The organism is Loktanella fryxellensis (assembly GCF_900110065.1).
In the GTDB taxonomy this organism is placed as follows: Bacteria; Pseudomonadota; Alphaproteobacteria; order Rhodobacterales; family Rhodobacteraceae; genus Loktanella; species Loktanella fryxellensis.
Window position 1 is genome coordinate 30,439 of sequence record NZ_FOCI01000022.1, and the last position, 25,725, is coordinate 56,163.

General features: G+C 66.2%; 28 protein-coding genes. 12 read left to right on the top strand and 16 right to left on the bottom strand.

The annotated features are described in order from the left end of the window. Positions 1–10 precede the first annotated feature (10 nt). The gene (locus BMX16_RS14015; RefSeq protein ID WP_089904895.1) at positions 11–1,549 is read right to left on the bottom strand and encodes a DUF2125 domain-containing protein; all 1,539 of its coding nucleotides are present in this window, start codon (positions 1,547–1,549) and stop codon (positions 11–13) included. Positions 1,550–1,666: 117 nt separating this feature from the next. Between BMX16_RS14015 and BMX16_RS14020 the strand changes: the two genes are divergently transcribed. After that, complete coding sequence (locus BMX16_RS14020; RefSeq protein WP_089904896.1) at positions 1,667–2,425, top strand: SDR family oxidoreductase; 759 nt, start codon at positions 1,667–1,669, stop codon at positions 2,423–2,425. Then, positions 2,422–3,036: an enoyl-CoA hydratase/isomerase family protein gene (locus BMX16_RS14025; protein ID WP_089904898.1), complete on the top strand. Its 615-nt coding sequence runs from the start codon at positions 2,422–2,424 to the stop codon at positions 3,034–3,036. Before BMX16_RS14020 ends, BMX16_RS14025 begins: the two co-directional genes overlap by 4 nt. On the opposite strand, the gene BMX16_RS14030 is transcribed toward BMX16_RS14025, so the two are convergent. Then, on the bottom strand, positions 3,033–3,329 hold the full coding sequence (locus BMX16_RS14030) for an HNH endonuclease family protein (protein WP_089904900.1): 297 nt from the start codon (positions 3,327–3,329) through the stop codon (positions 3,033–3,035). The genes BMX16_RS14025 and BMX16_RS14030 overlap by 4 nt on opposite strands. Before the next feature lie 70 nt (positions 3,330–3,399). Between BMX16_RS14030 and BMX16_RS14035 the strand changes: the two genes are divergently transcribed. Beyond that, positions 3,400–4,599, top strand: coding sequence for a TIGR03862 family flavoprotein (locus BMX16_RS14035; RefSeq protein ID WP_089904947.1), 1,200 nt, complete (start codon positions 3,400–3,402; stop codon positions 4,597–4,599). 468 nt (positions 4,600–5,067) lie between these two features. Next, positions 5,068–5,271 carry a hypothetical protein gene (locus BMX16_RS14040; RefSeq protein ID WP_089904902.1) on the top strand — a complete coding sequence of 68 codons (204 nt, stop codon included), beginning with the start codon at positions 5,068–5,070 and terminating at the stop codon, positions 5,269–5,271. A 105-nt stretch (positions 5,272–5,376) separates the two neighbouring features. Here the strand turns inward: BMX16_RS14040 and BMX16_RS14045 are convergent, their stop codons facing one another. From BMX16_RS14045 to BMX16_RS14065, 5 genes are all read right to left on the bottom strand, one after another. After that, positions 5,377–6,399, bottom strand: coding sequence for a DNA polymerase III subunit delta (locus tag BMX16_RS14045; protein ID WP_089904904.1), 1,023 nt, complete (start codon positions 6,397–6,399; stop codon positions 5,377–5,379). Next, positions 6,396–6,887: an LPS assembly lipoprotein LptE gene (gene lptE / locus BMX16_RS14050; RefSeq protein WP_143058041.1), complete on the bottom strand. Its 492-nt coding sequence runs from the start codon at positions 6,885–6,887 to the stop codon at positions 6,396–6,398. Before lptE ends, BMX16_RS14045 begins: the two co-directional genes overlap by 4 nt. Next, positions 6,877–9,435, bottom strand: coding sequence for a leucine--tRNA ligase (leuS, locus tag BMX16_RS14055; RefSeq protein WP_089904910.1), 2,559 nt, complete (start codon positions 9,433–9,435; stop codon positions 6,877–6,879). The genes lptE and leuS overlap by 11 nt, the downstream gene beginning before the upstream one ends. Before the next feature lie 63 nt (positions 9,436–9,498). Beyond that, positions 9,499–9,891: a DUF3576 domain-containing protein gene (locus tag BMX16_RS14060; RefSeq protein WP_089904912.1), complete on the bottom strand. Its 393-nt coding sequence runs from the start codon at positions 9,889–9,891 to the stop codon at positions 9,499–9,501. 150 nt (positions 9,892–10,041) lie between these two features. After that, positions 10,042–11,394, bottom strand: a complete 1,353-nt coding sequence (locus tag BMX16_RS14065; RefSeq protein WP_143058043.1) for a porin — start codon at positions 11,392–11,394, stop codon at positions 10,042–10,044. A gap of 144 nt (positions 11,395–11,538) precedes the next feature. Between BMX16_RS14065 and BMX16_RS14070 the strand changes: the two genes are divergently transcribed. Both BMX16_RS14070 and BMX16_RS14075 read left to right on the top strand, forming a co-directional pair. Then, entirely contained in the window at positions 11,539–12,192 is a 654-nt protein-coding gene (locus BMX16_RS14070) for a YggS family pyridoxal phosphate-dependent enzyme (RefSeq protein WP_089904949.1), read from the top strand. After that, on the top strand, positions 12,189–12,836 hold the full coding sequence (locus BMX16_RS14075) for a pseudouridine synthase (protein WP_089904916.1): 648 nt from the start codon (positions 12,189–12,191) through the stop codon (positions 12,834–12,836). Before BMX16_RS14070 ends, BMX16_RS14075 begins: the two co-directional genes overlap by 4 nt. A 9-nt stretch (positions 12,837–12,845) precedes the next feature. On the opposite strand, the gene BMX16_RS14080 is transcribed toward BMX16_RS14075, so the two are convergent. Further along, positions 12,846–14,285: an aldehyde dehydrogenase family protein gene (locus BMX16_RS14080; RefSeq protein WP_089904918.1), complete on the bottom strand. Its 1,440-nt coding sequence runs from the start codon at positions 14,283–14,285 to the stop codon at positions 12,846–12,848. 136 nt (positions 14,286–14,421) lie between these two features. On the opposite strand from BMX16_RS14080, the gene BMX16_RS14085 reads away from it, so the two are divergent. After that, positions 14,422–15,072 (top strand): peroxiredoxin, encoded by a 651-nt coding sequence (locus BMX16_RS14085; protein ID WP_089904920.1) that lies wholly within the window; start codon positions 14,422–14,424, stop codon positions 15,070–15,072. A 39-nt stretch (positions 15,073–15,111) separates the two neighbouring features. Here BMX16_RS14085 and BMX16_RS14090 read toward each other — a convergent pair whose 3' ends face one another. From BMX16_RS14090 to pncA, 4 genes are all read right to left on the bottom strand, one after another. Further along, on the bottom strand, positions 15,112–15,687 hold the full coding sequence (locus BMX16_RS14090) for a L,D-transpeptidase (RefSeq protein WP_089904923.1): 576 nt from the start codon (positions 15,685–15,687) through the stop codon (positions 15,112–15,114). Between the two features lie 139 nt (positions 15,688–15,826). After that, positions 15,827–16,660 carry an NAD-dependent epimerase/dehydratase family protein gene (locus tag BMX16_RS14095; RefSeq protein ID WP_177174679.1) on the bottom strand — a complete coding sequence of 278 codons (834 nt, stop codon included), beginning with the start codon at positions 16,658–16,660 and terminating at the stop codon, positions 15,827–15,829. A gap of 15 nt (positions 16,661–16,675) precedes the next feature. Further along, positions 16,676–17,854, bottom strand: a complete 1,179-nt coding sequence (locus BMX16_RS14100) for an NAD(P)/FAD-dependent oxidoreductase (protein ID WP_089904927.1) — start codon at positions 17,852–17,854, stop codon at positions 16,676–16,678. Beyond that, positions 17,851–18,456 (bottom strand): bifunctional nicotinamidase/pyrazinamidase, encoded by a 606-nt coding sequence (pncA, locus tag BMX16_RS14105; protein WP_143058044.1) that lies wholly within the window; start codon positions 18,454–18,456, stop codon positions 17,851–17,853. Before pncA ends, BMX16_RS14100 begins: the two co-directional genes overlap by 4 nt. A gap of 128 nt (positions 18,457–18,584) precedes the next feature. On the opposite strand from pncA, the gene BMX16_RS14110 reads away from it, so the two are divergent. The 4 genes from BMX16_RS14110 to BMX16_RS14125 all read left to right on the top strand — a co-directional run bounded on the left by BMX16_RS14110 (position 18,585) and on the right by BMX16_RS14125 (position 22,325). After that, positions 18,585–19,811 carry an Hsp70 family protein gene (locus BMX16_RS14110; RefSeq protein WP_089904929.1) on the top strand — a complete coding sequence of 409 codons (1,227 nt, stop codon included), beginning with the start codon at positions 18,585–18,587 and terminating at the stop codon, positions 19,809–19,811. Between the two features lie 33 nt (positions 19,812–19,844). Next, positions 19,845–20,750: an oxygen-dependent tRNA uridine(34) hydroxylase TrhO gene (gene trhO / locus BMX16_RS14115; protein ID WP_089904931.1), complete on the top strand. Its 906-nt coding sequence runs from the start codon at positions 19,845–19,847 to the stop codon at positions 20,748–20,750. Continuing rightward, entirely contained in the window at positions 20,747–21,802 is a 1,056-nt protein-coding gene (locus BMX16_RS14120; RefSeq protein ID WP_245731577.1) for an AbrB family transcriptional regulator, read from the top strand. Before trhO ends, BMX16_RS14120 begins: the two co-directional genes overlap by 4 nt. A 70-nt stretch (positions 21,803–21,872) precedes the next feature. Continuing rightward, the gene (locus BMX16_RS14125; RefSeq protein WP_089904933.1) at positions 21,873–22,325 is read left to right on the top strand and encodes a tellurite resistance TerB family protein; all 453 of its coding nucleotides are present in this window, start codon (positions 21,873–21,875) and stop codon (positions 22,323–22,325) included. Positions 22,326–22,331: 6 nt separating this feature from the next. Here the strand turns inward: BMX16_RS14125 and BMX16_RS14130 are convergent, their stop codons facing one another. Genes BMX16_RS14130 through BMX16_RS14140 form a run of 3 tightly spaced genes read right to left on the bottom strand, consistent with a single transcriptional unit; the run spans position 22,332 to position 23,646 of the window. Further along, positions 22,332–22,841: a helix-turn-helix transcriptional regulator gene (locus BMX16_RS14130; protein WP_089904935.1), complete on the bottom strand. Its 510-nt coding sequence runs from the start codon at positions 22,839–22,841 to the stop codon at positions 22,332–22,334. Further along, the gene (locus BMX16_RS14135; RefSeq protein WP_089904937.1) at positions 22,810–23,379 is read right to left on the bottom strand and encodes a cytochrome b/b6 domain-containing protein; all 570 of its coding nucleotides are present in this window, start codon (positions 23,377–23,379) and stop codon (positions 22,810–22,812) included. Before BMX16_RS14135 ends, BMX16_RS14130 begins: the two co-directional genes overlap by 32 nt. Before the next feature lie 3 nt (positions 23,380–23,382). Then, positions 23,383–23,646, bottom strand: a complete 264-nt coding sequence (locus BMX16_RS14140; protein WP_089904939.1) for a PepSY domain-containing protein — start codon at positions 23,644–23,646, stop codon at positions 23,383–23,385. A 184-nt stretch (positions 23,647–23,830) separates the two neighbouring features. Here BMX16_RS14140 and pncB point away from each other — a divergent pair, with 184 nt between their 5' ends. Beyond that, positions 23,831–25,123, top strand: coding sequence for a nicotinate phosphoribosyltransferase (gene pncB / locus BMX16_RS14145; RefSeq protein WP_089904941.1), 1,293 nt, complete (start codon positions 23,831–23,833; stop codon positions 25,121–25,123). 313 nt (positions 25,124–25,436) lie between these two features. On the opposite strand, the gene BMX16_RS14150 is transcribed toward pncB, so the two are convergent. Beyond that, positions 25,437–25,725: transposase (locus BMX16_RS14150; protein WP_342707824.1), on the bottom strand; the 289-nt coding region annotated here is incomplete at its 5' end.

The window sequence follows — 25,725 nt, forward strand, 5'->3', positions numbered from 1 at the left end:
CCGCGATGGTTCAGCGGATGCGCTGTCCGTTGGCCAGCACCTGACCGTCGCGCACCTCGATCACGGATTGCAGCGCGTCATCGCCCACCGACGTGGCGAACATGCCCATCATCATGCGCCCCATCATCGCCTGATCCTCTGGCACCAGCCCCATGGCGATCAGCGTGTCGATCAACCCGTTCGCACCCGTCAGATCCAGCGTGATCTGTCCGGTGGGCGCGGGAAAGCCCGGAAAGGTCGTGGTGTCGGCGTTGTCGAAGGTGAAATCACCCGTGCCGTCGATGCTCACACCCAGCGCATCCACCGTCAGCGCGTTCAGGGTCAGGCTCTCGACCTCGCCGGGAAACGCATCCGGCCCCATCGGCGGGACGGCGGTCAGGTCCGTCGCGTCGGCAGTCCCCGCATCGGGTGTCATCGCCGCCGGGTCCATCATGCTCTCGTCCAGACGCGCCATACCGGAGATATCCAACTGCACCGTCGCCGGATCGCGCGGCAGACTGGCGGCGGGGTCGAGCATGGCCCACACCTCGTCGTTCACGGTCAGCTCCGACAGATCCAGAGTCAGGCCGAACGGCACGGCGGCGTCGGTGGGCCCCACGGGCGTCGTCAGGCTGGTGCCATAGGAGGCCGCGGTCAAGCGCAGCGGGAACGGCATGTCGCCGCTGGTCAGGTCGGCGACCAGGTCCGTCGCCTCTGTCGCATAGCGCAGACCGTCGGGGCCGATGCCATAGGACAGCGTCCCCGGTCCGGTGGTCACCGTGCCATTGACCGGGCTGACGCCGCCCACGTCGATGATATAGGCCGAAGGCCCGTTGCTGAACGTGCCGTCCGCCACATAGTCGCCGCCAAACATGGCCGATGGATCGCTGGTGTCCAGATCGGCAGGCATGCTGCTGGTCCCTGTCGCGGCGATGCCGTCAATCTTGCCGGACACCATCACGGGTGTCGCATCGGGCGATGTGATGTCCAGCAGCAGATCGACCGAAGTGGCCGTCAGATCCAGCGTCCCGTCCACCGTGGCACCCGTCGCGGTCGTGGTGGTGGCGCTGACGCCGTTGGCCGCCAACCGCATCTCGCCCGTCACCGGCCCTTCCGGCGTGGTCAGGCTGTCCATCGTCAACGCATACTGGTCGGCAGCCATCGCATAGGACAGCGCCTCCGGCGTGCCGCTGACCTTCAGCGTGCCGTTGGTCTCGCTCAGCGTCATTGCGATCTCGCCGCCGTCGGCGGACGCGATGACGACCGGAACCCTGTCGGACCCGGTGACGTCGACGGTGCCGTCACCGGCGCCGGTGAACACCAGTTCAGGGATCGTCAGGGTCAGCGTGTCGCCATCCTGTGCGCTGGACACGACAAGGTTGGTCACGGTTACGGTGTCGCCATCCTCGACCACCGGATCGGAGGTCAGCGTGACATCGGTCGCATAGCCGGTCACGGCCTCCTGCCACGCCGTCCAGACCTGTTGCGCGGTCACGTCGGCCCATGCGGCAGGGGCAAGGGTCAGTGCCGTCAGACAGACGCCGGCACGCAATGTGATACGGGAGATCATCGGAAGCTTCCTTTTGCAAACCCGGGTGCGCGCGGCGCGGACCTTGCCGTTCCACCCCAAGTGGGGAATTCTGTGCGTGACGCTAAAGGGTCCGGCATTGGATCGAAAGGGAGTTCGATGAAAAACTTTGACCTGACCGGCAAGACCGTGCTCATCACCGGGGCCAGTCGCGGGATCGGCGCGGCGGCGGTCCATGCCTTTGCCGCTGCGGGCGCGAACGTGGCCCTCGTGGCGCGATCGCGCGAGGCGATCGGCGACCTGGCCGGGCGAATCGGGACGTCCGCGCTGGCGATCCCCTGCGACGTGACCCGGTACTGGGAAATGGAGCAGGCCGTCGGGGCCACGATCAACACGTTCGGCCGTCTGGACGTGATCGTGAACAGCGCGGGCATCATCGACCCCATGGGTGCGCTGTCGCAGATCGACCCGGACGCCTGGACCAAGGCCATCGACATCAATCTGAAAGGCGTGATGCACGGGATGCGCGCGGCACTTGGGCCGATGATCGCGCAGGGGTCCGGCACGATCATCACCGTGTCGTCGGGCGCGGCGCACAACCCGGTCGAAGGCTGGTCCGCCTACTGCGCCAGCAAGGCGGGTGCCTATATGCTGACGCAGGTCGCCGACCACGAAAATCGCGGCAAGGGGCTGCGCATCATGGGCTTGTCGCCCGGTACCGTCGCCACCGACATGCAGCGCGAGATCAAGGCATCGCGGATCGGCCCCGTGGCCCAACTGGACTGGTCGGCGCATATCCCGCCCGACTGGGCGGCACAGGCGCTGGTGTGGATGTGTACGTCAGACGCGGATGCGTGGCTGGGCAAGGATGTCTCCCTGCGCGACGAAGGCATCCGCGCTCAGGTCGGCGTGGCATGATCCGCCACGACCGCGACGGGCGGTTGTCCGTCATCACGCTCGACCGCGCGGACAAGGCCAACGCCCTGACCGCGGCGATGCTGGCGGACCTGCTGACGCAGGTGCAGGCCGCCCGCGACGCCCATGCGGTGATCCTGACCGGCGCGGGGACCGTGTTCAGTGCCGGGGCCGATCTGGCGGATGTGGCCACTCTCAAAAGCTCGCCCTTGTGGGAAGACGTGTCCGCCGCCATCGCCGCCCTGCCCGGCCTGACGGTCGCCGCGTTGAACGGCACGTTGGCGGGCGGGGCCTGCGGCATGGCGCTGGCCTGCGACCTGCGCGTGGCCGTGCCCGGGGCGCGCGTCTTTTATCCGGTCATGCGGCTGGGCGTGCTGCCGCAACCCTCGGACCCCGCGCGCCTGTTGCGGCTGGCGGGGCCGGGGCCCGCGCGGCGCATCCTGCTGGCGGGGGAAAGGCTGACCGCGGATCAGGCGCTGGCCTGCGGCCTGATCGACCGGATCGCCGATGACGCCCTCTCGGCCGCGCGTGCGATGTGCGCCGATGCGCTGGCCGCCGACCTGTCGCATGTGGCGGCGATCAAGGGGATGCTGGCCCCGCTCTCCGTCACCTAGCCGCGCCTGCGCTTGGGCACCTTCGACATGAAATCCGGCGGACGCTTTGCCACCCACGCGGCAAAGGTCGCCAGCCGGGGATGCGCGCGCAGGATGTCAGGCGTGTTATAGACGCGGGCCAGCTCCGCCTCCGACAGGGTGGCGTGGATTTCCTTGTGGCAGATGTGGTGCAACAACACCGTGGGTCCGCCCTTGCCGCCCTTCAGCTTGGGGATCAGGTGATGCAGGCTTTGCGGCACGCCGCGCGGGATCGGACGCAGGCACAGCGGGCAGATCGGATCGCCGTCGGTCATTCGGGTTGCCCTCGCGCATGATCTTTGGGCACAAGGTGGGGTGCATATGGGATCGGAACAGGGCCGCGACATGACCGGGACCATCGGACGCACTGCCGTCGTCATCGGCGCGGGTCCTGCCGGACTGATGGCCGCCGACGTGCTGTCGCAGGCCGGCATCGCCGTGACGGTTGCCGACCGGATGCCGTCGGTCGGGCGCAAGTTCCTGATGGCCGGCAAATCCGGCCTGAACCTGACCAAGGCCGAAGGTGCGGCACAGTTTCGGGATGCCTTCGGCACCGCGTCACCCGCCCTGACGCAAGCGCTGGCCGATTTCGGCCCGGCAGAGGTCATCGCCTGGGCGCAATCGCTGGATCAGCCGGTGTTCACGGGATCGACGGGCCGCGTCTTTCCCGTTGCGATGAAGGCGTCGCCGCTGCTGCGCGCATGGCTGGCGCGACTCGCGTCGGCGGGCGTGACGTTCAACACACGCTGGACCTGGACGGGATGGCTGGACGGCGCGCTGACCTTCGACACGCCGAATGGGACGCAAAGGGCCGCGCCGGACATCACGATCCTCGCCGTGGGCGGCGGCAGCTGGCGCAGGCTGGGGTCCGATGGCGCGTGGACCAGCCTGCTGGACGATGTGGCACCCTTTGCGCCGGCCAACTGCGCTTTCAGGGTCGCCTGGTCCACGTTCATGGCGCCCTCCCTCGGCCAGCCGGTCAAGGCGACGCGGCTGTCGGCCGGGGCACTGACATCACGCGGCGAATGGGTGCTGACGCGCGAAGGGATCGAAGGGGGCGGTATCTACGAAGTGTCGTCCGCCATCCGCGATGGTGCCGCACTGACGGTCGATCTGATGCCCGATCTAAGCCGCGATCAGATCACCGCGCGGATCACCGCCAGAGGGACCAAGGCGACCATCGGCCAGCTGCTGAAATCAGCCCTGCGTCTGCCCCCGGTCAAGGTCGCCCTGTTTCAGGAGATGACCCGCGCGGCGCGGCTGTCCGTCAGTCCCGCGACCTTGCCACACCTGCTGAAAGCGTTGCCGATCGTTCATGCGGGGCCAGCCGCGCTCGACAGCGCGATCTCGACCGCCGGTGGATTGCGGTTCAGCGCCCTCGACGGGTTGATGATCCGTGGGCGTCCCGGCACCTTCGCCGCCGGAGAGATGCTGGACTGGGAGGCACCGACGGGAGGCTATCTGCTGACCGCCTGCCTCGCGACGGGGCGCGCCGCAGCGCTGGCGGCGCTGGCTCACCACCAAGGCGGCCTGCAGACGCGCTAGCGACGGGCGATTCACGGCGCACAGGCGACGGGATTCGCAACGCTCATTGCGGGCGGATACGCCCCCTGTCTTGCTCTGGATTGTGTCGCACAGGTTCCCGCACCGGACTTGGCAACGCGTGGCTCATACCCGGTTGCGGGCGGAAATCGCAGGAACTGTTGCAGCTTGGCACCTGTCCATCGGCACCGCAATGCTGCGCCTGCAAACGAAACCCGGCCATGGAAAAGCGAAAGCACGAAAATCGAACAGATATTGTATTTGAAAATCAATGCTTTGGCCCAGCATTCTCATCCTCACACCAAGACGGTGCGGGGCAACACCGCCAGCCGCGCACGAAACGGATCCCACGAATGTCACAAACTGCGGCAACAGTGCTGTCCGTTTTCCACAAGCAACTTGTTTTGAAGAAATTATGTGAGTAGTAAACCTGTGATCGTCCACCACGTGCATCTTATTGGAGTACCCACAATGCGCATCACCACTACTCTCGCAGCCGCTGCCGCAATCGCAGTGACCGGTGCCGCAGCATCCGCTGGCGGCCTGGCCCCCGAAGTCATGGAAGCTCCGGTTGTCGTCGTCGACACCCCGATGGCTCCCGCTGGTTCGGTGAACTCGGGCTACATCGTCCTGGGTCTGCTGGCCGCTCTGGTCGCAGCTTCCGGCTCGTTCTGATCCTTTTCGGATCCAAGCTATTTGAAAGGGCTGGCCTCGTGCCAGCCCTTTTTTCATGACCTGCGGCAATTGACGTCCACTGCGGGACGACAGGCGTGCTGACCGTCAGCCCCGCGCCATCATCGCCAGCCGGATCAGCGTGCGTTCCATCAACGCCTGCTGCGGCGCATGACTGGCAGAGCGCATCGTCAGATCCGTGTCGGTCAGCGCGACAAGCGCGCGTTCCAGCCGGTCACGCCCCCATTGCGACGCCTGCCGCATGACCTTGTCCCGGCGCGGGCCGAAGACGGGGGGGCGCAAGCGCCCGATCCCCTGCCCTGCCCCACCGGGGTCGGAGGCAACAACATGCAGTTGCCGGAAATGCCGCATCGTGCCGATGCACAGGGTGACCGGCAACACGCCCTGCGCATAGAGGTCGCGCAACACAGGGCCGATTCGCTCGGCATGTCCGCCAGCCACTACGTCGAGGATGTCGACGACATCCACGTCCGCCGCCTGCGGGGACAGAAGGGCCAGTTCCGCCACGGTCAGCGGTTCCGGATCCCCACGCTTGTACAACCCCAGTTTTTCGACGGTCTGCCGAAAATCGCCCGGCGTGACCGCGTGCGCCAGTGCCATGATCGCGTCCATCACGTCGCGGTTCGGAACCTCGATCCCGGCGGCGTCCAGCAGGGTCTGCACATCCTCGGCGTTGGGCGGGTCGTCGTACAGACCGATGGCGACCGCGTTGCGGTGCCCCTCGAACACCTTGCGCAAGGGGGACTTCGCCGTCAGGGCACCAGCGGCGACGACAAGCTGCGCGTCGCCCTGTCGCCAGTCCTCCAACACAGCGTTCAGCAGGCCGGACAAGCCATCGGTCGCATCCTCGACCAGCGCGACGCGCGGCCCCGGAAAGAACCCCTGCGCCTTGATCGCATCGTTTACCAGTGCAGGATCCTTGCGCAGATCGCTCGCCGGGATGCGCGTCAGGCGCATCTCGGCCACGCCCTCGGGCCCGATCAGATGACCGACGATCCCGGTGCGGGCCGTTGCCACGCGCATCGGATCTGCCCCGAACAGCAGGATGCCCGGACGCCCCGGATCCGGCTTGCGCAGGAACGCGGTGGCATCCCGGCCGGTCATTTTCACGGGGTCAGATCCAGCAGCAACAGATCAGCCACGATGCTGTCGCCCAGCACGACCATCAGCCGCCCGACCGCATCCGTGGCTGCCGCCTGCGTCGCCACGGTGGACCCGGTGGCGGAGTAGCTGGTGAACCCGTCCACCTGACCGTTGCCCAGGATCGTGCCCGCGGCATCGGTCAGCGTCCATCCCGCCGCCCCCACGACGTTGTAACGCAATTCGTCCCCCTCTCGCGACAGGGCTGCCACGTCCAGTGCCTGATCAAGGGCAACAGTCAGGGTATAGGCCGCCGGGTCGGCCCGTCCCAGCCGGTCGATCAGGTGGCTGCGGATGGCAAAGCCGGGGATGGTCTGCGGTGCGACGACGGCCACATCGTTCCGCAGGGCCAGCGTCGGTGCGCCGGGGGCGAACGCGGGCGTGAAACCGCAGGCGGCAACGCCGGTCAGCATCAGCGCCAGAACGGCACGGCGCGTGGTGATGCCCCTAGACGACAATGTTCACGATCCGGCCGGCGACCACGATGATCTTCTTCGGTGTGGCCCCGTCCAGGTTGCGCTGCACAGCCTCCAGCGCCAGCACCAGCGCCTCGACAGTGCCCGCATCAGCATCGGCGGCGACCGTGATCTCGGCCTTGCGCTTGCCGTTGATCTGGATCGGCAGCGTGACTTCGGCATCGACCAGCATCGCGGCGTCAGCCTGCGGCCACGGCGCATTCAGGATCAGGCCGCTGCCACCCAGCATCGCCCAGACCTCCTCGGCGAGATGCGGTGTCATGGGCGACATGAGCTGCGCCAGCACCATCGCCGCCTGACGCCGCACGGCCACGCTGGCCTGCGACCGCTGCAGCGTGTTGGTAAAGGCGTAAAGCCGCGCGATGGCCGCGTTGAAGCCGAAGCTTTCGATCCCCAGCGTCACGTCGCGGATGGCGCGGTGCATGTCGCGCAGCAGCGCCTGATCCGCCGCCGCGTCGCCCACCGCGTCGCTGCGCGTGATCTCGTCGACGATGCGCCACACGCGGGCCAGATGCTTCGACGTGGCCTCTGCCCCGGCGGCGGTCCATTCCACGTCACGTTCCGGCGGGCTGTCGGACAGCACGAACCAACGCGCGGTATCTGCACCATACTGCTGCACGATGTTCACGGGATCGACCACGTTGTTCTTGGACTTCGACATCTTGGCGGACGGGATCACCGTCACCTGCGTCCCGTCGGCAAGGTAGGCCCCGCCGTCGCGCAGCGTCACCTCCTCGGGGTAGTGATAGACGGGTCGGCCATCGCCGCGTTGCGTGGTGTAGATCGCGTGGGTCACCATGCCCTGCGTGAACAGCGCGTCGAAGGGTTCCGACGCACTGGCCGGCAGGTGACCGGTCATGTGCATCGCACGCGCGAAGAAGCGGGAATACAGCAGGTGCAGGATCGCATGCTCGATACCGCCGATATACTGGTCGACGTTCATCCAGTAGGCCGCATCCTCGGCTACCGTCGGCGTGTCGGCACGGGGCGCGGTGAAACGGGCGTAATACCACGACGAATCGACAAACGTGTCCATCGTGTCCGTCTCGCGCCGCGCCTGTGCACCACAGCGCGGGCAGGCGCAGTCGCGCCATGTCGGATGGCGGTCCAGCGGGTTGCCGGGCACGTCGAAACTGACGTCGTAGGGCAGCTCGATCGGCAGGTTCGCCTTGTCCTCCGGCACCACGCCGCAGGTATCGCAATGCACGACGGGAATGGGGCAGCCCCAGTAGCGTTGCCGCGACAGGCCCCAGTCGCGCAGGCGGAACTTGGTCACGCCGTGGCCCACGCCGTTCGCCTCGCAGAAGGCGATGGCCGCATCGACGGCCTCTGCGCCGGTCTGCCACGCCTCGCCCGCGAAGCCGCGGTTGTAGAACACGCGCTCGGCCTTGGTGGGTACATAGGCGTCGGTCAGATGCTCCTCGGCCTCCTCCGAGGGCAGGAAGGTCGCGATGATCGGCAGCTCGTATTTCGTCGCGAACTCGAAGTCGCGCGCGTCATGCGCCGGGCAGCCAAAGACAGCACCCGTGCCGTAGTCCATCAGGATGAAGTTGGCGATATAGACCGGCAGTTCCCACGCCGTATCGAACGGATGCCGCACTCGCAGCCCGGTGTCGAACCCGCGCTTCTCGGCCTTCTCCAGCGCCTCTTCGGTCGTGCCGCCCTTGCGCACGTCGGCACAAAAGGCAGCAACCTCCGGATCGTCACGCTCCAGCGCCTTTGCCAGCGGATGATCGGGAGAGATGCCGACGAAACTGGCCCCCAGCAGCGTGTCGGGGCGGGTGGTATACACCTCGACACGGTCGTGCCCTTCGGGCCCGTTCACCAGACCGAAACTGAACTGAAGGCCGCGCGACTTGCCGATCCAGTTCGACTGCATCAGCTTGACCTTGGCCGGCCAGTTGTCCAACCCGTCCAGGCCCGCCAGCAACGCCTCCGAGTGGTCGGAGATCTTGAAGAACCACTGCGTCAGCTCGCGTCGTTCGACCAGCGCACCGGACCGCCAGCCACGGCCATCCTCGACCTGTTCGTTGGCCAGCACGGTCATGTCGACCGGGTCCCAGTTCACCACCGCCTTCTTGCGATAGATCAGACCCTTCTCGAGGAAATCGAGGAACAGCGCCTGTTGCTGGCCATAGTATTCCGGATCGCAGGTCGCCAACTCGCGGGACCAGTCGATGGACAGCCCCAGCGGTTTCATCTGGTCGCGCATGTCCGCGATGTTCTTGTAGGTCCAGTCGCGCGGGTGACCGCCGCTGGCCATCGCCGCATTCTCGGCCGGCATCCCGAAGGCATCCCAGCCCATCGGATGCAGGACGTTGTGGCCCGTCGCGATCTTGTAGCGCGCGATCACGTCGCCCATCGTGTAGTTGCGCACATGGCCGATGTGGATGCGGCCCGACGGATAGGGAAACATCTCCAGCACGTAATACTTGGGCTTGTCGCGGCTCGGCACCGCCTTGAACGCGTCGGCCGCAGTCCAGGCGGCCTGCCAGCGGGCCTCGATGTCGGACGGGGAATAGGTGGTCATGGGCGCATGGCTTTCAGCGGACGACCGGGGGCAGGTTCTGCCCAGCACGGTCTGGCAAGGGGATCAGGGTTGGGTCTGTGCGATGCGGATCTGACGGGCACGGGCCAAGATCGCATCCTCGACACCGCGCTGCGCGTCGAAGGTGGCGGGCCCCGACGGGGTGCGCAGACTGACGCGCAGGGTGCGGGCATCCAGCACCGGTCCGGTGATCTGGATCGTCGCAGCATAGGAGGTGCGGCCACCCGGCGGCGTGGCGAAGCCGGTGGTGATGACGCCGGCGGCGGGGTCTGCGCGGGTCACGGGAAGGAAGTTCAGCGTATCGAGGGCCGCGGCATAGAGGATGGGATTGGGTCCGACCGGCGCGGGCGCGCTCGAACCACCGATGATGCCGCAGGCGGACAGGGCCAGCGCCAGCGCGATACCGAGGGTCGCGCGCGAGGTCCGGTTCATCTGCATCGTCCTACCCCAAAGCTATGCCGTTCCACTGGCACGGGTGTAGCGAAGCGGGCGCGCCGTCACAAGTGCGATGGATTCGTGCAATCCGGCCGCCACAAACGAAAAGGGCGACCCGACGGGCCGCCCTTTCCACAGATGTGTTCAGTTCGATCAGAACTGGAAGGACACGGCGACCGTGGTGCCTTCGTTGACTTCGAAGGTGTTGCCGATCTCGTCGTTGGCACCGGTGTATGCATCGCCGGTGTCGCCGTAGGACGCGATCAGGCTGGCGCCGCCGCCCAGTTCGTAGGCTGCTGCGACGTAGGCTTCGTAGGCGTCGCTGTCGCCGTCGTTCTGGATGTAACCGGCATAACCGATCAGACCGTTGCCGGCATCGTACGAACCTTCGATGCCGATCTCTTCGTCCTGACCGTCATGGTAGTAGGCACCGACGGAGACTGCACCGCTGGCGTATGCAACGCCGAAGCCGTAGTTGTCATCGCCGAGCGACTCGAAGGAGTAGAAGGCAGATGCCGTGACCGGACCGAACGGATAGTCGACCTGGAAGCCGAGCGAGTCTTCTTCGATCGTCAGGTTGCGGGCGTATGCCAGCTTGACGTCAGCGCCGGAGAAGGTCGTGCCGGCAGACACGGCAACGATCTCGTCGATCGGGCCATTGTCGAAGATGACTGCGTCGACTTCTTCCTGATAGGCGACACCGGCGTTGAAGTTGCCGAACGTGCCGTTGATGCCCATCGAGAAGCCGTCGATGCCGTCCAGGTCGGCGTTGTCGCCGTCTTGGGTCAGCAGGAAGCCGACAGAGCCCGAGAAGTTGTTGTAGTCGAGGTCGGCACGGATCACGCCGTCCACGGAATCGCCATCGACTGCGCCATCGTCGATGTCGCCGACTTCCAGGAAGCCATCACGCTCCATGTTGGTCGTGCCGGACCAGCGGGTCGCAGCGGCGGTTTCGGTATCACCGATGTACAGGCCAGCGCCCTGACCTTCGACGAAGATCACGAAGTCGGAGATGCTGACATCGGCGTTGTCGAACGTTCCGCCGTCATTGATGCCGTTGCCCTCAGCATCAAGCTCGTTGTCGCTGAAGTCGATGTCGACGTCGGCGGTGATGCCTGCGGTCAGGCCCATGTTCATGCCGGCGTTGGTGGTGATACCCAGGCCGCCTTCGAAGTAGAAGCCGCCTTCGACTTCTTCGTTGTAACCGAACTCGCCGTCTGCACCCAGTGCCACGCCGGCGGGCGCGGTGTCGCTGACGGGTGCCATCGCGATGTCGCTGGGCTGCGTATCGCCGTCAGCCATCACCATGCCGGTGTCGGACACGATCGCGCCGTCGAGGACGGGCATTACGTCGCCCTGCTGGGCCTGCGCCATGCCAGCGAAGGCCACCAGCGCGGTCGTGGTAAGAAGGATGCGTTTCATGGAATATTCCCTCGTGTTGTGCATTCCCGGATATGCCAGTTGAACCAGCATTGGGGCAGTAATTGCGCCCGAACGGCCGTTCACTCAAGTGAATTGCCCGGGGGGTTACCCGGTCACGGCAAAATGATGCAACCGGGCCACACAGGGTTTTTGCTGGCCTTGGAATGACTTCGTCCGCCATTCCCGTTAAGGCGTTGGCAACAAGCGTATCGGAAGGGGATGAAAGGCATGTCACTCGAAGCGATTGCCGCGCGCGCCGCACAGGCCGCAACAAAGGCGGGGCGCGCCGTGCAGGACGTGACCGTGATCGCGGTATCCAAGGTCCAGCCCGACGACCGCGTGCGTGCCGTGCTGGATTCGGGGCACCGCACCTTCGGCGAAAACAAGGTGCAGGAGGCGCAGGGCAAGTGGCCGGGGTTCCGCGCAGACTTCGGCCACGTCGCAGTGCATTTGATCGGCCCTTTGCAGACCAACAAGGCCCGCGCCGCGATGGACCTGTTCGACGCTATCCACACGGTGGACCGGCCCAAGCTGGTGCACACGATGGCCCGTCTGGCGCAGGACATGGGCCGCTGCCCGGACCTGTTCATTCAGGTGAACACCGGGGCAGAGCCGCAAAAGGCGGGCGCCCTGCCCGAAGAGACCGATTCCCTGATCGCATCCGCCCGCGCCGCAGACCTGCCGGTGCGCGGCCTGATGTGCATTCCGCCCGTGGACGCAGACCCCGCCCCGCATTTCGCCATGCTGGCCGACATGGCCGCGCGCAACGGCCTGTCGGGCCTGTCCATGGGGATGAGCGACGATTTCGAGGTGGCGATCGCGCACGGCGCCACGCACATTCGCGTGGGTTCAGCTATCTTCGGCGCGCGAACCACCGGATGAGCGACGATTACGCCCCGCCGCAGGATCCGCTGGTGATCCTGCACGACGATCATCAGGTGGTGCTGGTGGACAAGCCGTCGGGACTGCTGTCGGTGCCGGGCAAGGGGCCGCTGCTGACCGACTGCCTGATCGCGCGGGTACAGTCGGTGTTTCCCACGGCCCTGCTGGTGCACCGACTGGACCGGGACACGTCTGGCGTGATGATCTTTGCGCTGACGCCCCACGCCCAGCGCCATCTGGGTCTGCAGTTCGAGAAACGCCAGACGAAGAAAACCTACGTCGCCCGCGTCTGGGGCAAGGTCGAGGAGGCGACAGGCACCGTCGATCTGCCCCTGATCGTCGACTGGCCCAACCGGCCCCGCCAGATGGTCGATCACGTCAATGGCCGGTCCGCCGTCACCGACTGGCGCAGGCTGAAGCGGTCGGAGAGCGAGACGCGGATGCGCCTGATGCCGCAGACCGGGCGGTCGCACCAGCTGCGGGTGCACATGCTGGCGCTGGGGCACCCGATCCTTGGCGATCCGTTCTATGCGACGGGGGCGGCGCGGGATTTCCCGCGCCTGATGCTGCATTCGGAAGTGCTGCAGTTCCGCCACCCGGACGGGGGGGCGCCGATCAAGATCGTAGCACCCGCGCCCTTCTGACGGCCTACGTCAGTCGTTCGACCAGCCGCTGATCGCCTTCACCTCGAGGAACTCCTCGATGCCCCACACGCCGCCCTCGCGGGCGCGGCCCGACATCTTCATGCCGCCGAACGGCGCGCCTGCGCCGCGGCTCTGGCCGTTCATCTCGATCATGCCCGCCTTCAGCGCCAGCGCCATGCGGTTGCGTCGCGCGCCATCCTGCGACTGGACGTAGTTGGTCAGGCCGTATGACGTGTCGTTGGCGATTCGCACGGCGTCGGCCTCGTCCTCGAACGGGATGATCGACAGGACGGGACCAAAGATTTCCTGCTGCGCGATGGCCATGTCGTTGTTCACGTCGGCAAAGACGGTGGGCCGCACGTAATAGCCGCGATTGACCCCTTCCGGCAGGCCGGGACCGCCGGCGACCAGACGCGCGCCTTCGTCGATGCCCTTCTCGATCATGCCCTGGATCTTGTCCCACTGGCTCTTGTTCACCACGGGGCCGATGTGGCGACCCTCCTCGGTCGTCGGTCCCACGGTGATCGCCTGCGCGACCTCTGCCGCCTCGGCGACGGCCGCGTCATAGCGGCTCCGTTCCACCAGCATCCGCGTCGGTGCGTTGCAGGACTGGCCAGAGTTCTGCATGCAATGCAGCACCCCACGCTTCACCGCCTTGTCGTCGGCGTCGGCAAAGATCACGTTCGCACCCTTGCCGCCCAGTTCCAGCGTGACGCGCTTCAACGTTTCGGCGGCGGTGCGCGAAATGGCGATGCCCGCCCGCGTCGATCCGGTAAAGGAGATCATCGACACGTCCTTGTGTGCCGAAAGCTGCGTGCCGACCCCCTGTCCGTCGCCGTTCACCAGATTGAACACGCCCGCCGGCACTCCCGCGTCATGCACGAATTCCGCGAACAGCAGCGACGACAGCGGTGCTTCCTCGCTGGGTTTCAGGACCACGGTGCAGCCTGCCAGCAGGGCAGGAATCACCTTGAGCGTGACCTGGTTCATCGGCCAGTTCCACGGCGTGATCAGGCCCACGACACCGATCGGTTCCAGCGCAATGCGGTCATTGGGCGCATGATCGCCCAAGGGCCTGATCCATTCGATCTGATCCACCGCCGTCAGAAAGTTCTTCAGGTGCCATGCAAGGCTGGTGGCCTGACTTTCGCGCGCCAGCTTGATCGGGGCACCCATCTCGGCACGGATCGCCTCGGCCATCTCGCCTTCGCGACGACGATACTGATCGAGGATGCCTGCACAATAGCCCGCGCGGTCCTGCGGGGTCAGCGCGGCCCATGCCGGGAACGCGGCCTTGGCGGCTGCCACGGCGCGGTCGGTGTCGGCCTGATCGCCAAGCGAGATGACGGCGCAAGCCTCTTCCGTCGCGGGGTCGATCACGTCGCAGTCGCGGGCCGCAGCCGGGGCCACCCAACCGCCGCCGATGTAGAAATTGCGCTTGTCCATCATGGTCGTCTCCCTTGACTGCATTGGCGCGCAGACTGCCAGCGGGGCAGCCCCTGCACAACCCGCACGCGGTCAAGCATTGGTGTCGCCACCCGTGGCCCCTATGTAAGGGATCAGATCATCGACAAAGGAGCCAGCCATGGCCTTGCGCATCAACGACACCGTTCCCGACCTGACGATCCAGACCGATCAGGGCGAGATCAAGCTGTACGAGTGGATCGGCGACGACTGGGCGATCCTGTTTTCGCACCCCAAGGATTTCACCCCCGTCTGCACAACGGAATTCGGTGCTGTGGCGCAACTGGCCGCCGAGTGGGACAAGCGCGGCACCAAGGTGCTGGGCATTTCCGTCGATGGCGTCGAGGAACACAAGAAGTGGAAGGTCGACATCGAGACGGCGGGCGGTGCGACCCCGCATTTTCCGATCGCCGCGGATCAGGATCTCGCCATCTCCAAGGCGTTCGACATGCTGCCCGCCGAGGCGTATCTGCCCGATGGCCGCACGCCCAACGACACGGCGACGGTGCGGGCCGTGTTCATCATCGGCCCGGACAAGAAGCTGAAGCTGTCGATGGTCTATCCGATGAATGTCGGCCGCAATTTCGCCGAGGTGCTGCGCGCGCTGGACGGTCTGCAGACGACAACGGGTCGCGGTGTGGCGACGCCTGCCAACTGGAACGTGGGCGATGACGTGGTGATCCCGGCCACGTTGTCCGACGCGGATGCAAAGGAAAAGTTTGGCGATTTCCGCACCGTCCTGCCGTATCTGCGGCTGACGACGTTGAAGTGAGTGCCGTGGGGCGGTCCTGACCGGTCCGCCCCGCAGCCGTCAGAACAGATAGACGTGGGTGCCGACGGGCACGAGGTCGTAAAGCTCGCTCACGTGGTCGTTCGTCAGACGCACGCAGCCGGACGAGAATCCGGTGCCGATGGTTTCCGGCTGTGGCGTGCCGTGGATGCGGTAATAGGTGTCGACACCACCGTCATACAGATACAGCGCCCGTGCGCCCAACGCGTTCTTGGGATGCCCCCCCGGCAGACCCTTGGCATAGGGGCCATAGACCTCCGGTTCCAGGCGCACCATTTCGGGGGTGGGGATCCAGCTCGGCCATTCGCGCTTGCGCCGCACGGTCAGCACACCGGTATAGTTGCGGTCCTCGTCCCCCAGCGCGATGCCATAGCGGCGCGCGCGACCGTTTCCCAACGTCCAGTAAAGGAAGAAATCCTCCTTCACGACGTGGATCTCGCCTGCGGGCAGATCTGGGCTGACGTCCACCTCTTGCGGCAGGAAACGTTCGCGATCGACCTTCGGACGACCGAACAACCGCGACAGCGGGTTGGCGAGTGCGGGCGATGCGGCAAGCGACAGGGCTGCGCCAGCCGCGAATGTACGACGTGAGATCATGGAACTGCCTGACTGCTGCTGCCCGCTGACCGGGCCATTGTGATCAGCATCTCACAACGGCGCGTAAATTTCAGCCGGAAACTTTGCGCCAGATCACAATTCCCCGTCGGGGTGCAGCCGTCAGGGCACAGCGCAGCGCCTATGCCTTGACGCTGCGGGCCTTGATCATCGCCACGCCGCTTTCGCCCAGCGGCACGACGGCGAAGGGGCCGCCGTGGCACATGTCCTCGGGGTTCTGCGGGTCCATGGCTGCCGCCTGCGCCAGCACGCGGGGGGCATGCACCTCGGCGTTGTCCTGCGGGCGATAGCCGAGGAACGACGCACGGGCGTTGTCCACTGGCACCCGGTCGTTGGCGGACACGCCCCAGACGATGGAAAATCCGGTGGTCGGCGTCGTGATCGCCGCCGTGACCAGCCGGATCAGGTCGGGATGGCTCAGCCATGTGCCCAGCGCGCGGGCGTTGTTCACGGACTCCTCGCAGGAATAGATCCGCATGCAGACCGATTCGATCCCGCGCTTGTCCCAATAGAGGCTGGCCAGATCCTCGGCAAAGCACTTGGACAGGCCATAATAGGTGTCGGGCCGGTGCCGTGCCGTGGTGTCGATGAAATCGGTCTTGGGGTGCATGCCCACCGCATGGATCGAGGACGCATAGACGACGCGGCGCACGCCCTGACGATAGGCGGCTTCCCACACGGTATAGGCGCCGACGATGTTCGATTGCAGAATCGCATCCCACGGCGCCTCGTCACCGATGGCACCGAAATGCACGACCATGTCAGCCCCCTCCATCACGCCCATCACCTGATCGAGCTGCGACAGGTCGGCCGCCACATAGGTCTCGTTGGGCAGCAGGTTCGCCAGACCCGGCGCCAGATCGGTCGTCACCAGCTCGCGGCACAGGGCGGCCAGCGGGGCGCGCAGGAGACCACCCAGTTTGCCGGCGGCACCGGTCAGCACGATCTTGTTCAGCATGGGGATGATCCTTCAGATGATGGCTTTTTCGACGATGGGCCGCCCGGCGGCGATCCGGGCATAGCCCAGCGGTGTCAGATCGAGCGTACGATACGCGCCATGCACGATCCATTCCGCCATGCCGCGCCCGATGGCGGGCGACTGCTGCAACCCATGCCCCGAAAAGCCGTTGACGTGGATGAAGTTCGCAATATCCGGGTTCGGTCCAACGACCGCATTCTGGTCCAGCGTGTTGTAGTCGTAATGACCGACCCATTCGTTGATCACGCGGACCCGTTCGAACGCGGGGATGCGGGTGGCGATGGCGGGCCAGACCTTGTCCTGCCACAGCGCGTGGTCGAATGCGAAATCGGCGGGGTCCACGGCGGGGTCGTCACCCGGCGGGGAGCCTGCCATGTAATAGCGCCCGTCGCTGCGCACATGCACGCCGCTGGGATCGATGGTCAGTGGCAGGTCGCGATCCAGCGGCGTTTCCGCCTGAAAAACATAGGTGTAGCGTTTTCGTGCCTCGACCGGGAGCGCGATGCCGGCCATGCCGGCGACCTGCGCCGCACGGGTGCCAGCCGCATTCACCAGCCAGCAGCAGGCGATGATCTCGCCGCTGGCCAACCGCACGCCGGTCACACGGTCAGCCTCTTGGATCACGTCCACGACCTCGTCATGGACGAACGTCACGCCGAGGCGTTTCGCCCCGCGCTTCCACCAGTCGAACAGGGTGCCGCCATCGAAGTAGCCTTCGTTCACCGTGTTGTGGTTGCCCGCCACGATGTCGTCGAGGGCATAGAACGGATAAGCCTCGGCGATCTGATCGCGGGTCATGTGCCGTGTGGCCGCACCGAGACCGGCCTGCACCTGCTGGCTGTCGCGCAACGCGGCTGCAAAGTCGGGCGTGTCCGCGAGATAGAGGTATCCGAAACTGTGCAACCGCAGATCAGGCGCATCCGCCAGCCCGCTGCGGGCACGGAAGTTCAGGATATATTCCGCCCCGTACTGCGAGATCTGCACGTTCAGCGGGTCCGAAAACTGCTGTCGGATGCAGGAGTTGGTGTGAGAGGTCGCGGCGAATGCATAGGTCGGGTCGCGTTCGATCACCGTGACACGACCGTCGAAGTCGGGATCGCTTGCCAGATGGAACGCGATGCTGGCCCCGTACATCGCTCCTCCGACGATCACGACATCGCTGGCAGTCATGCGGTCAACGCCACGCCTGCGTCCCGCATCCCCGCCATGGCCGCATCCAGCGATCCACCCGCGTCGATGGCCCGGCACAGGTCGGTCCGCACGGTCACGTCGAACCCCAGCGTCGCCGCATCGACCGCCGAGTAGTTCACGCAGAAATCCAGCGCCAGGCCCACAAGCGTCAGATGCGTGATGCCCCGCGTGCGCAGATACCCCTCCAACCCCGTCGGGGTTCTGTGGTCGTTCTCGAAGAACGCGGAATAGCTGTCGATGGCCGGATTGCAGCCCTTGCGCAGGATCAGATCGCCATCGGTGCGCAGGGCGGCGTGAAACGCAGCACCCATGGTGCCTTGAATGCAGTGGTCGGGCCACAGCACCTGTGGGCCGTAGGGCATCCGGATCACGTCCATCGGGGCCGCACCCGGCTGGCTGCTGGCGAATGACGCGTGTCCCGCCGGGTGCCAGTCCTGCGTCAGGATCACCGTGCGAAACTGCGCCATCAGCGCGTTGATCCCCGGCACCAGTGCATCGCCACCCGCCACGGCCAGCGCGCCGCTGGGGCAGAAGTCGTTCTGCATGTCGATGACGATCAGGGCATGTGTGACGGGCTGCATGACGGGCCTTTCGGAACGGACAGGCACAGGCCTAGAACCCCCGCCGCCCGTGGTCAATCGCCCCCGGTTGCCGCGCCCGCCCGCATCGGCTAAGCGCCGCGTTCCGCACAGGCAAAGGCGCGCGACCCATGGCCACCCTCGGCATCGATTTCGGCACATCGAACACCGCAGCCGCGGTCATGGCGGGCGACACCGTGTTCCGCATCCCGGTGGAGCCGGGGCGGGAAACGCTGCCCACCTCGGTTTTCTTCGACCAAGAGCGCAAGCGCACCCTGATCGGGTCCGCCGCCAATGCCGCCCTGATCGCGGGACGCGAAGGGCGGTTCATGCGGGCGCTGAAATCGGTCCTCGGCACGCCCCTGATGCGCGAGATGCGCCAGATCGGATACGAACGGATGACGCTGCTCGACGTGGTCGCGCGGTTCCTTTCTACCGTGCGGACCCGCGCCCATGACGCCACACGGCTCGATTTCGACACGGCCCTGTCCGGTCGCCCCGTGCGGTTCCACCCCGATCCCGCCCGCCATGCGCAGGCGCTGGCCGATCTGACCGAAGCCTATCACATCGCAGGCTTCGCCCACGTGGACTTCCTGCCGGAGCCGGAGGCAGCGGCATTGACCGCAGGACCGCTGGGGCAAGGCCAGCTGGGTCTGGTCGTGGACATCGGCGGCGGCACGTCGGATTTCACCCTCTACCGGCAGGACGCGGGCCGCATCGCCGTGTTGAACAGCCACGGCGTGCGGATCGGCGGCACCGATTTCGACCGGCTGCTGTCACTGGCGCATGTGATGCCGCTGCTGGGGCGTGGCGGCGACATCCGCAACGCGTTCGGCACCGGGACCACCACCGCGCCCAATGCGATCTACAACGATCTGGCCACGTGGGAGAAGATCGCCTTCCTCTACACCGCCGAAACGCGGCGGCGGGTCGCGGACCTGTTGCAGATGGGCGTGGACCGTGCGGCGTTCGCCCGGCTCGACACCGCCATCGGGATGGAGTTGGGCCACGACATCGCCTTTGCGGTCGAGGCGGGCAAGATCGCGGCCAACGACACGCCAGAAGGGCTGATCGACCTTGGCGTGCTGGACCGCGCCCTGACCGTTCCGCTGTCGCGCGACGCGCTGGGCCACACCCTGTCGGACCTGACCGCGCAGATCGGTCAGGCGGCACGGGACACGCTGGGCGACACGGCACCGGGCGACGTGGCCGCCGTCGTCTTCGTCGGCGGGTCCAGCCTGATGGGGACGGTGACGCACGCGATGACCGACCTGTTCCCGCACGCACGTCAGGTGCGCGCGCAGGCGTTCACCGCCGTCAGCGACGGGCTTGCGATGGCCGCCGCCCGCACCGCTTGAACGCTGCGCGCCACAGGCGTATGGCCTGACCCCATGTTCACCATCGCCGCCCTCTATCACTTTTCACGGTTCCCGGACCCGACCGCCCTGCGCCAGCCGCTGCTGGACCTGTGCCGGGCGCATCGGATCAGCGGCACCCTGCTGCTGGCGGGCGAAGGCGTGAACGGCACCATCGCGGGCAGCCGCACAGGTATCGACGCGGTGCTGGCACATCTGCGCGCCCTGCCCGGCTGCGCGGCTCTGGTGCACAAGGAAAGCCACGCCGCCGAACAGCCGTTCAACCGGATGAAGGTCCGTATCAGACGCGAGATCGTGACGATGGGCCAGCCCGACGTGGACCCGCTGCAGGGCACCGGGCATTACGTCGCCCCCGCCGACTGGAACGCGCTGATCGCCAACCCCGATGTGGCCGTGATCGACACCCGCAACGCGTTCGAGGTCGCCATCGGCACCTTCGCCGGCGCCATCGACCCGCAAACCCGCAGCTTCGGCGAATTTCCAGCGTGGTGGGAGGCGAACAAGGAGCGGCTCAAAGGCAAGCGCATCGCCATGTTCTGCACCGGCGGCATCCGGTGCGAGAAATCCACCAACTACCTGCGCGGTCAGGGCGTGGACGAGGTCTATCACCTGCAGGGCGGCATTCTGAAGTATCTGGAGGAGGTGCCGCAGGAGCGCAGCACCTGGCAGGGCGACTGCTTCGTCTTCGACGGACGGGTCAGCGTGGGCCACGGTCTGGTGCAGGGCCCGCATATCCTGTGTCACGCCTGCGGCCACCCCCTGCTGCCCGCCGACCGCGACCATCCCGCATATGAGGAAGGCGTCGCCTGCCACCACTGCGCCGCCACGACGACGGACGCGGACAAGGCCGGGTTCCGCGAACGCCAGCGGCAGACGGCCCTCGCCCGCGCGCGCGGCACGCGCCACGTCGGCAGCGTGTGACGGGGCTGCACCTCAGGGGGCTGCACAGACAGCGGGACACGCCACTGGCGCTGGGGATCGGCGTGGCGTCGGGTCTGCTGGGCTTTGCCATCGGCATGCCGCTGCCGTGGATGCTGGGGCCGATGATCGGCAACACCATCGCCGCCCTGATGCGGCTGCCCGTGCGCGGGCCTGACAGGCTGCGCCCCATCGTCATCCCGGTGATCGGCGTGCTGCTGGGGTTCGGCATCACGCCGGAAATCCTCGGTCAGTTGGGCGGCTGGGCGCTGACGCTGGTGCTGCTGCCGCTGTTTTTGTGCGTGGCCGCCGGGTGGGCCTATGTCGTCTATCGCCGGATCGGCGGCTATGATCCGGTGACGGCCTATTACGCCGCGATGCCGGGCGGCGTGAACGAGATGCTGATCCTTGGCGTGGCGGCGGGTGGCAACCACCGCCAGATTGCGCTGGCCCATGCGGCCCGCATCCTGATCGTCGTGCTGCTGGTGGTGCTGTGGTTCGGCCTCGTCCTTGACGTCAGGGCCACCGGGACCGGGCCGGGGATGATCGCGCTGTCCGCGCTGTCGGTGACGGATTACCTGATCCTTGGTGCCTGCGCTGCGGTGGGCGCGGTCGTGGGCCAGCGGATCGGGTTGCCCGCCGCCCCGGTGTTCGGGCCGATGATCCTGTCGGGGCTGGTGCATGCGCTGGGCTGGGTCACAGTCGCGCCGCCGTCCATCATCGTGATCGCCGCACAGATCGTGATCGGCACCGTGATCGGCGCGCGGTTCGTCGGCGCGACCCTGCGCGACACCGCCCGCGATCTGGGGATCGCCGTCATTGCCTCTGGCGGGATGCTGGCCATCGGGATCGCCTTTGCCGCCGTGATCGCGGCGACCATGGACATGCCGCTCGCGCAGGCCTTCCTCGCCTATGCGCCGGGGGGCCTGACCGAGATGTCGTTGCTGACCCTGACGCTGGGACAGGACATCGCCTATGTCTCGGTCACGCACATCATCCGCATCGCGCTGATCGTGGCTGTCGCGTCCACCGTGTTTCGCCTGATCCGCCGCTAGCGACCGCCCCTTGCGCGCCCGGTGGTTTGCGTTAGCGTCGGGATGCACCCTGATCCGATCGGAACGCCTCATGTTCGAACGCCTGCTGTCCCTGTTCCACCCGGACCGGTCCGTCACCCCCCTGCCGGACGCGGACGCGCGCCACGCGCTGGGGGCCCTGATGGTCCGCGCGGCCAAGGTCGATCGCGCCTACCTGTTCGAAGAGGTGGAGGAGATCGACCACGTGCTGTCGCACATGTACGGCCTGAACGCCGTCGAGGCCGCCAAGATGCGCGCCCGCTGCGAAAAGCTGGAAGAGGCGATGCCGGACACCGACACCCTTGCCCGCGTGCTGCACGACGCCATCCCGCTGGGCGAGCGTGAGGCGGCGGTGAAATCGCTGTGGATGGTCGTGCTGTCCGACGGCGGTGAACGCCCGGAGGAAGGCGAATTGCTGCACCAGATCGAACGCACGCTGGGCGTATCGCCGAAACGCGCGATGCAGATCCACGCCGCCGCCGCGATGCAGGCGGGTCAATTGTAAGCCCCTTCACGGGGTCGGCAGAGGCACGCCGTCGATCAGATCCTCGATCAGGACGGAAATCATCTCGGCCCGGTTCGACACACCCGCCTTGCGATAGATCGCGGCGCTCTGCGCCTTGACCGTGCCCGCCGCCGTGTGCCGCAGCATGGCGATGTCGGCCACAGACACCCCCTTGACCGACATCAGCGCCACGTCGCGTTCCGCCGCCGTCAGCCCCCAGCGGGTGAACTGATCGTCCATCAAGGCGGCAAAGGCCCCGGTGGCGGCGGCCAGATTGCGTTCAACCCGGTTGGTGCGCCGCATCAGCGCACGATATTCGGCCAGCGTCAGCGCGACGCTGGCCAGCAGTCCGATCAAGGCAAATGCCTCGAGGATGGTGAGGGGATCGAACGCTGACAGCTCTGACCCGACGTCGATGGCCAGCAGGATCAGGCACAGCCCCTGCATGACCGCGGCCCCCAGCACGAGGGGGCCGCGCAATCTCTCATGTCGCGTCGTGAGGGCCTGTGGGATCATGCAGATCCTTCTGACCGCTGATCATCGCGGCCACAAGGTTTTCCCTGTGCCGCAGGCTGGCCAGAATGACGCCCCCCAGATGCAGGGCGATCAGCGCCAGCAGACCGTTCACCATCCCTTCGTGCCAGTGTTCGACCCAGTCCTGACCGAAGTAGCGGTCCATCCCCATCATGATGCCGGTGGCACAGATGCCGGACAGCACCGCAAGCAGCGCCACGATCATCGCGGCCCCCGCGGGATTATGCCCCAGCGTCCGCGCCTCCCTCCCCTGCCGCATGGCGGCCAGGTAGGCGATCAGACGGCGCGGGCCGGGGATGAAGTCACCCCAGCGCGCGTACCGCGTGCCGATCACACCCCAGACCAGCCGGAACGCGATCAGCCCGATCACGACATAGCCGATCCGCCGGTGCAACCACCGGGGATCGACCAGCAGCCAGGCGCTGGCGACGCATGTCACCAGCCCCCAGTGGAACAGCCGCACGCCCGCGTCCCAGACCCTGACGCGCGGGCTGTGCCGCGTTGCGTGCACTGCGGTCATGGATCAGTCCGCGATCCGCTCAAGCTCTACACCTGTGGTGGGATCGTAGAACACTTCCATCTTCGTCCCGACCAGCGTGCCGTAGATCTCGTAGCAGGCACCATCGTTGATCTTGAACGCGATGACGGCACCGCCCTCGGTCTCGAACGCCTTCAGCGCTTCCCACACGGGGGCGGCTGCGCCCTCTGCCGGGACTGTGCAGGCGGGTTCGGCGAATGCGGCGCCTGCGGTCAGCGTCATCAGGGCGGCGAGTGTTGCGATCTTCATAAGAGTGATCCTGTCGGTTGAGGCCGGATCGGGATGACCCTGCGCTGACCCCGATCTGATCCATTCCAACAGACCTCACCATTGACCCACGGCTTACATGGCGTCCCCTAAACCCGGGCTTATGCGCTTGCCAGCGCCCGTATGCCTTGGTCTAACCGCAAAAACGCCTGCAAGGACCCCCGCCATGGTCGATATCGCCACCCGTGTCTGGAACCACAAATGGAAGATCGATCCGATCGTCCGGTCCCTGATCGACACGGATTTCTACAAGCTGCTGATGTGCCAGTCCGTGTTCCGCCAGCGACCCCATGTGCAGGTCACCTTCTCGCTCATCAACCGCAGCACGCAGGTCCGCCTTGCCGATCTGGTGGACGAGGGCGAGTTGCGCGAGCAGCTGGATCACGTCCGGTCCCTGTCCCTGTCGCGCGGCGAATCGACGTGGATGCGCGGCAACACGTTCTACGGCAAGCGCCAGATGTTCGGGGCCGAGTTCATGGACTGGTTCGAGCAGTTGCGCCTGCCGCCCTATCATCTGGAAAAACGCGACGGCCAGTACGAGCTGACGTTCGAGGGGTCCTGGCCCGAGGTCATGCTGTGGGAAATCCCCGCCCTGTCGATCCTGATGGAACTGCGGTCCCGCGCCGTGTTACGCGACATGGGGCGGTTCGAACTGCAGGTTCTCTATGCCCGCGCCATGACGAAGGTCTGGGAAAAGGTCGAATGCCTGCGCACCCTCGACGGGCTGCGCCTCGCCGACTTCGGCACCCGGCGCCGGCATTCGTTCCTGTGGCAGGACTGGTGCGTGCAGGCGCTGGAGGAGGGGCTGGGCGGCGCCTTTACCGGCACCTCGAACTGCCTGATCGCCAAGAATCGCGACATGGAGGCGATCGGCACCAACGCGCACGAGCTGCCGATGGTCTATGCGGCGCTGACCGACACGGACGCCGCCTTGCGGCAGGCCCCCTACGACGTGCTGGCGGGCTGGCAGGCGGAACACGACGGCAACCTGCGCATCATCCTGCCCGACACCTTCGGCACGCCGGGGTTCCTTGCGGGCGCGCCCAACTGGCTGGCCGGCTGGACCGGCATCCGCATCGACAGCGGCGATCCTGCGACCGGAGCCGAAAACGCCATCGCCTGGTGGCAGTCCCGTGGCGAGGACCCGCGCGACAAGCTGGTGATCTTCTCGGACGGGCTGAACGTGGACAAGATCATCGAGCTGCACGCCCAATTCCGCGGCCGCGTCCGCGTCAGCTTCGGCTGGGGCACGATGCTGACCAACGACTTCATCGGTCTGGTGCCCGACGACGCGCTCGCGCCGTTCTCCTTGGTGTGCAAGGCCGTGGCTGCGGACGGTCGCCCCACGGTGAAGCTGAGCGACAATCCCAACAAGGCGATGGGGCCTGTGGAGGAGGTTGCGCGGTACAAGCGGGTGTTCGGGGTGGGCGCGCAGGCGGGCGTGGAGGTCGTGGTTTAGTCTAATCTTTAGTTTTCGCGTAAAGGTTCTCCATCAGCGCGAACAACTCCCTCGCAATGGCGCCAACTGCAACACTCCCAAGGCGCGGCTCCATCTTATCACCATACCATTTTTCAATGTCGCCAAGCTCGTTCTGCCTTGATGTTTTTTCGAAAATATCTCTGAAGCGGCGAGGTGATATACCACTGAAATGCTCTATCGATACAGAGTTTTCAGATTTTGAGTCTGGTATAACAATATCCCGAAAGAGACTCTCAGCGACTCTGTTGCGCAAATCAGCTGACGGACGGTTTTCCCCTTACCCCAGACGGATTTATGCCACTGCCTTTGTGACGGGGATGCCAAGGGCGGTGTAGCCATTCAGGATAGCGATGCGCACCTGGACCTCCGCGACCTGGCGGTCGAAGTCCCGAGCCATCAGCCGCTGGCCCAGCAGCTTTACACAATGCATCTTTGTCTCGACGCGGCTCCGGCGGTGGTATCCGCTCCAGTTCCGCCAGAGCGCCCGACCCAGACACTTCGATGCGCGGAGCGCATCATTCCTGGCTATGGCACCGGCGGTGGTTGGTTCCCATGGTTGGGCATTTTTGCGCGGTGGGATG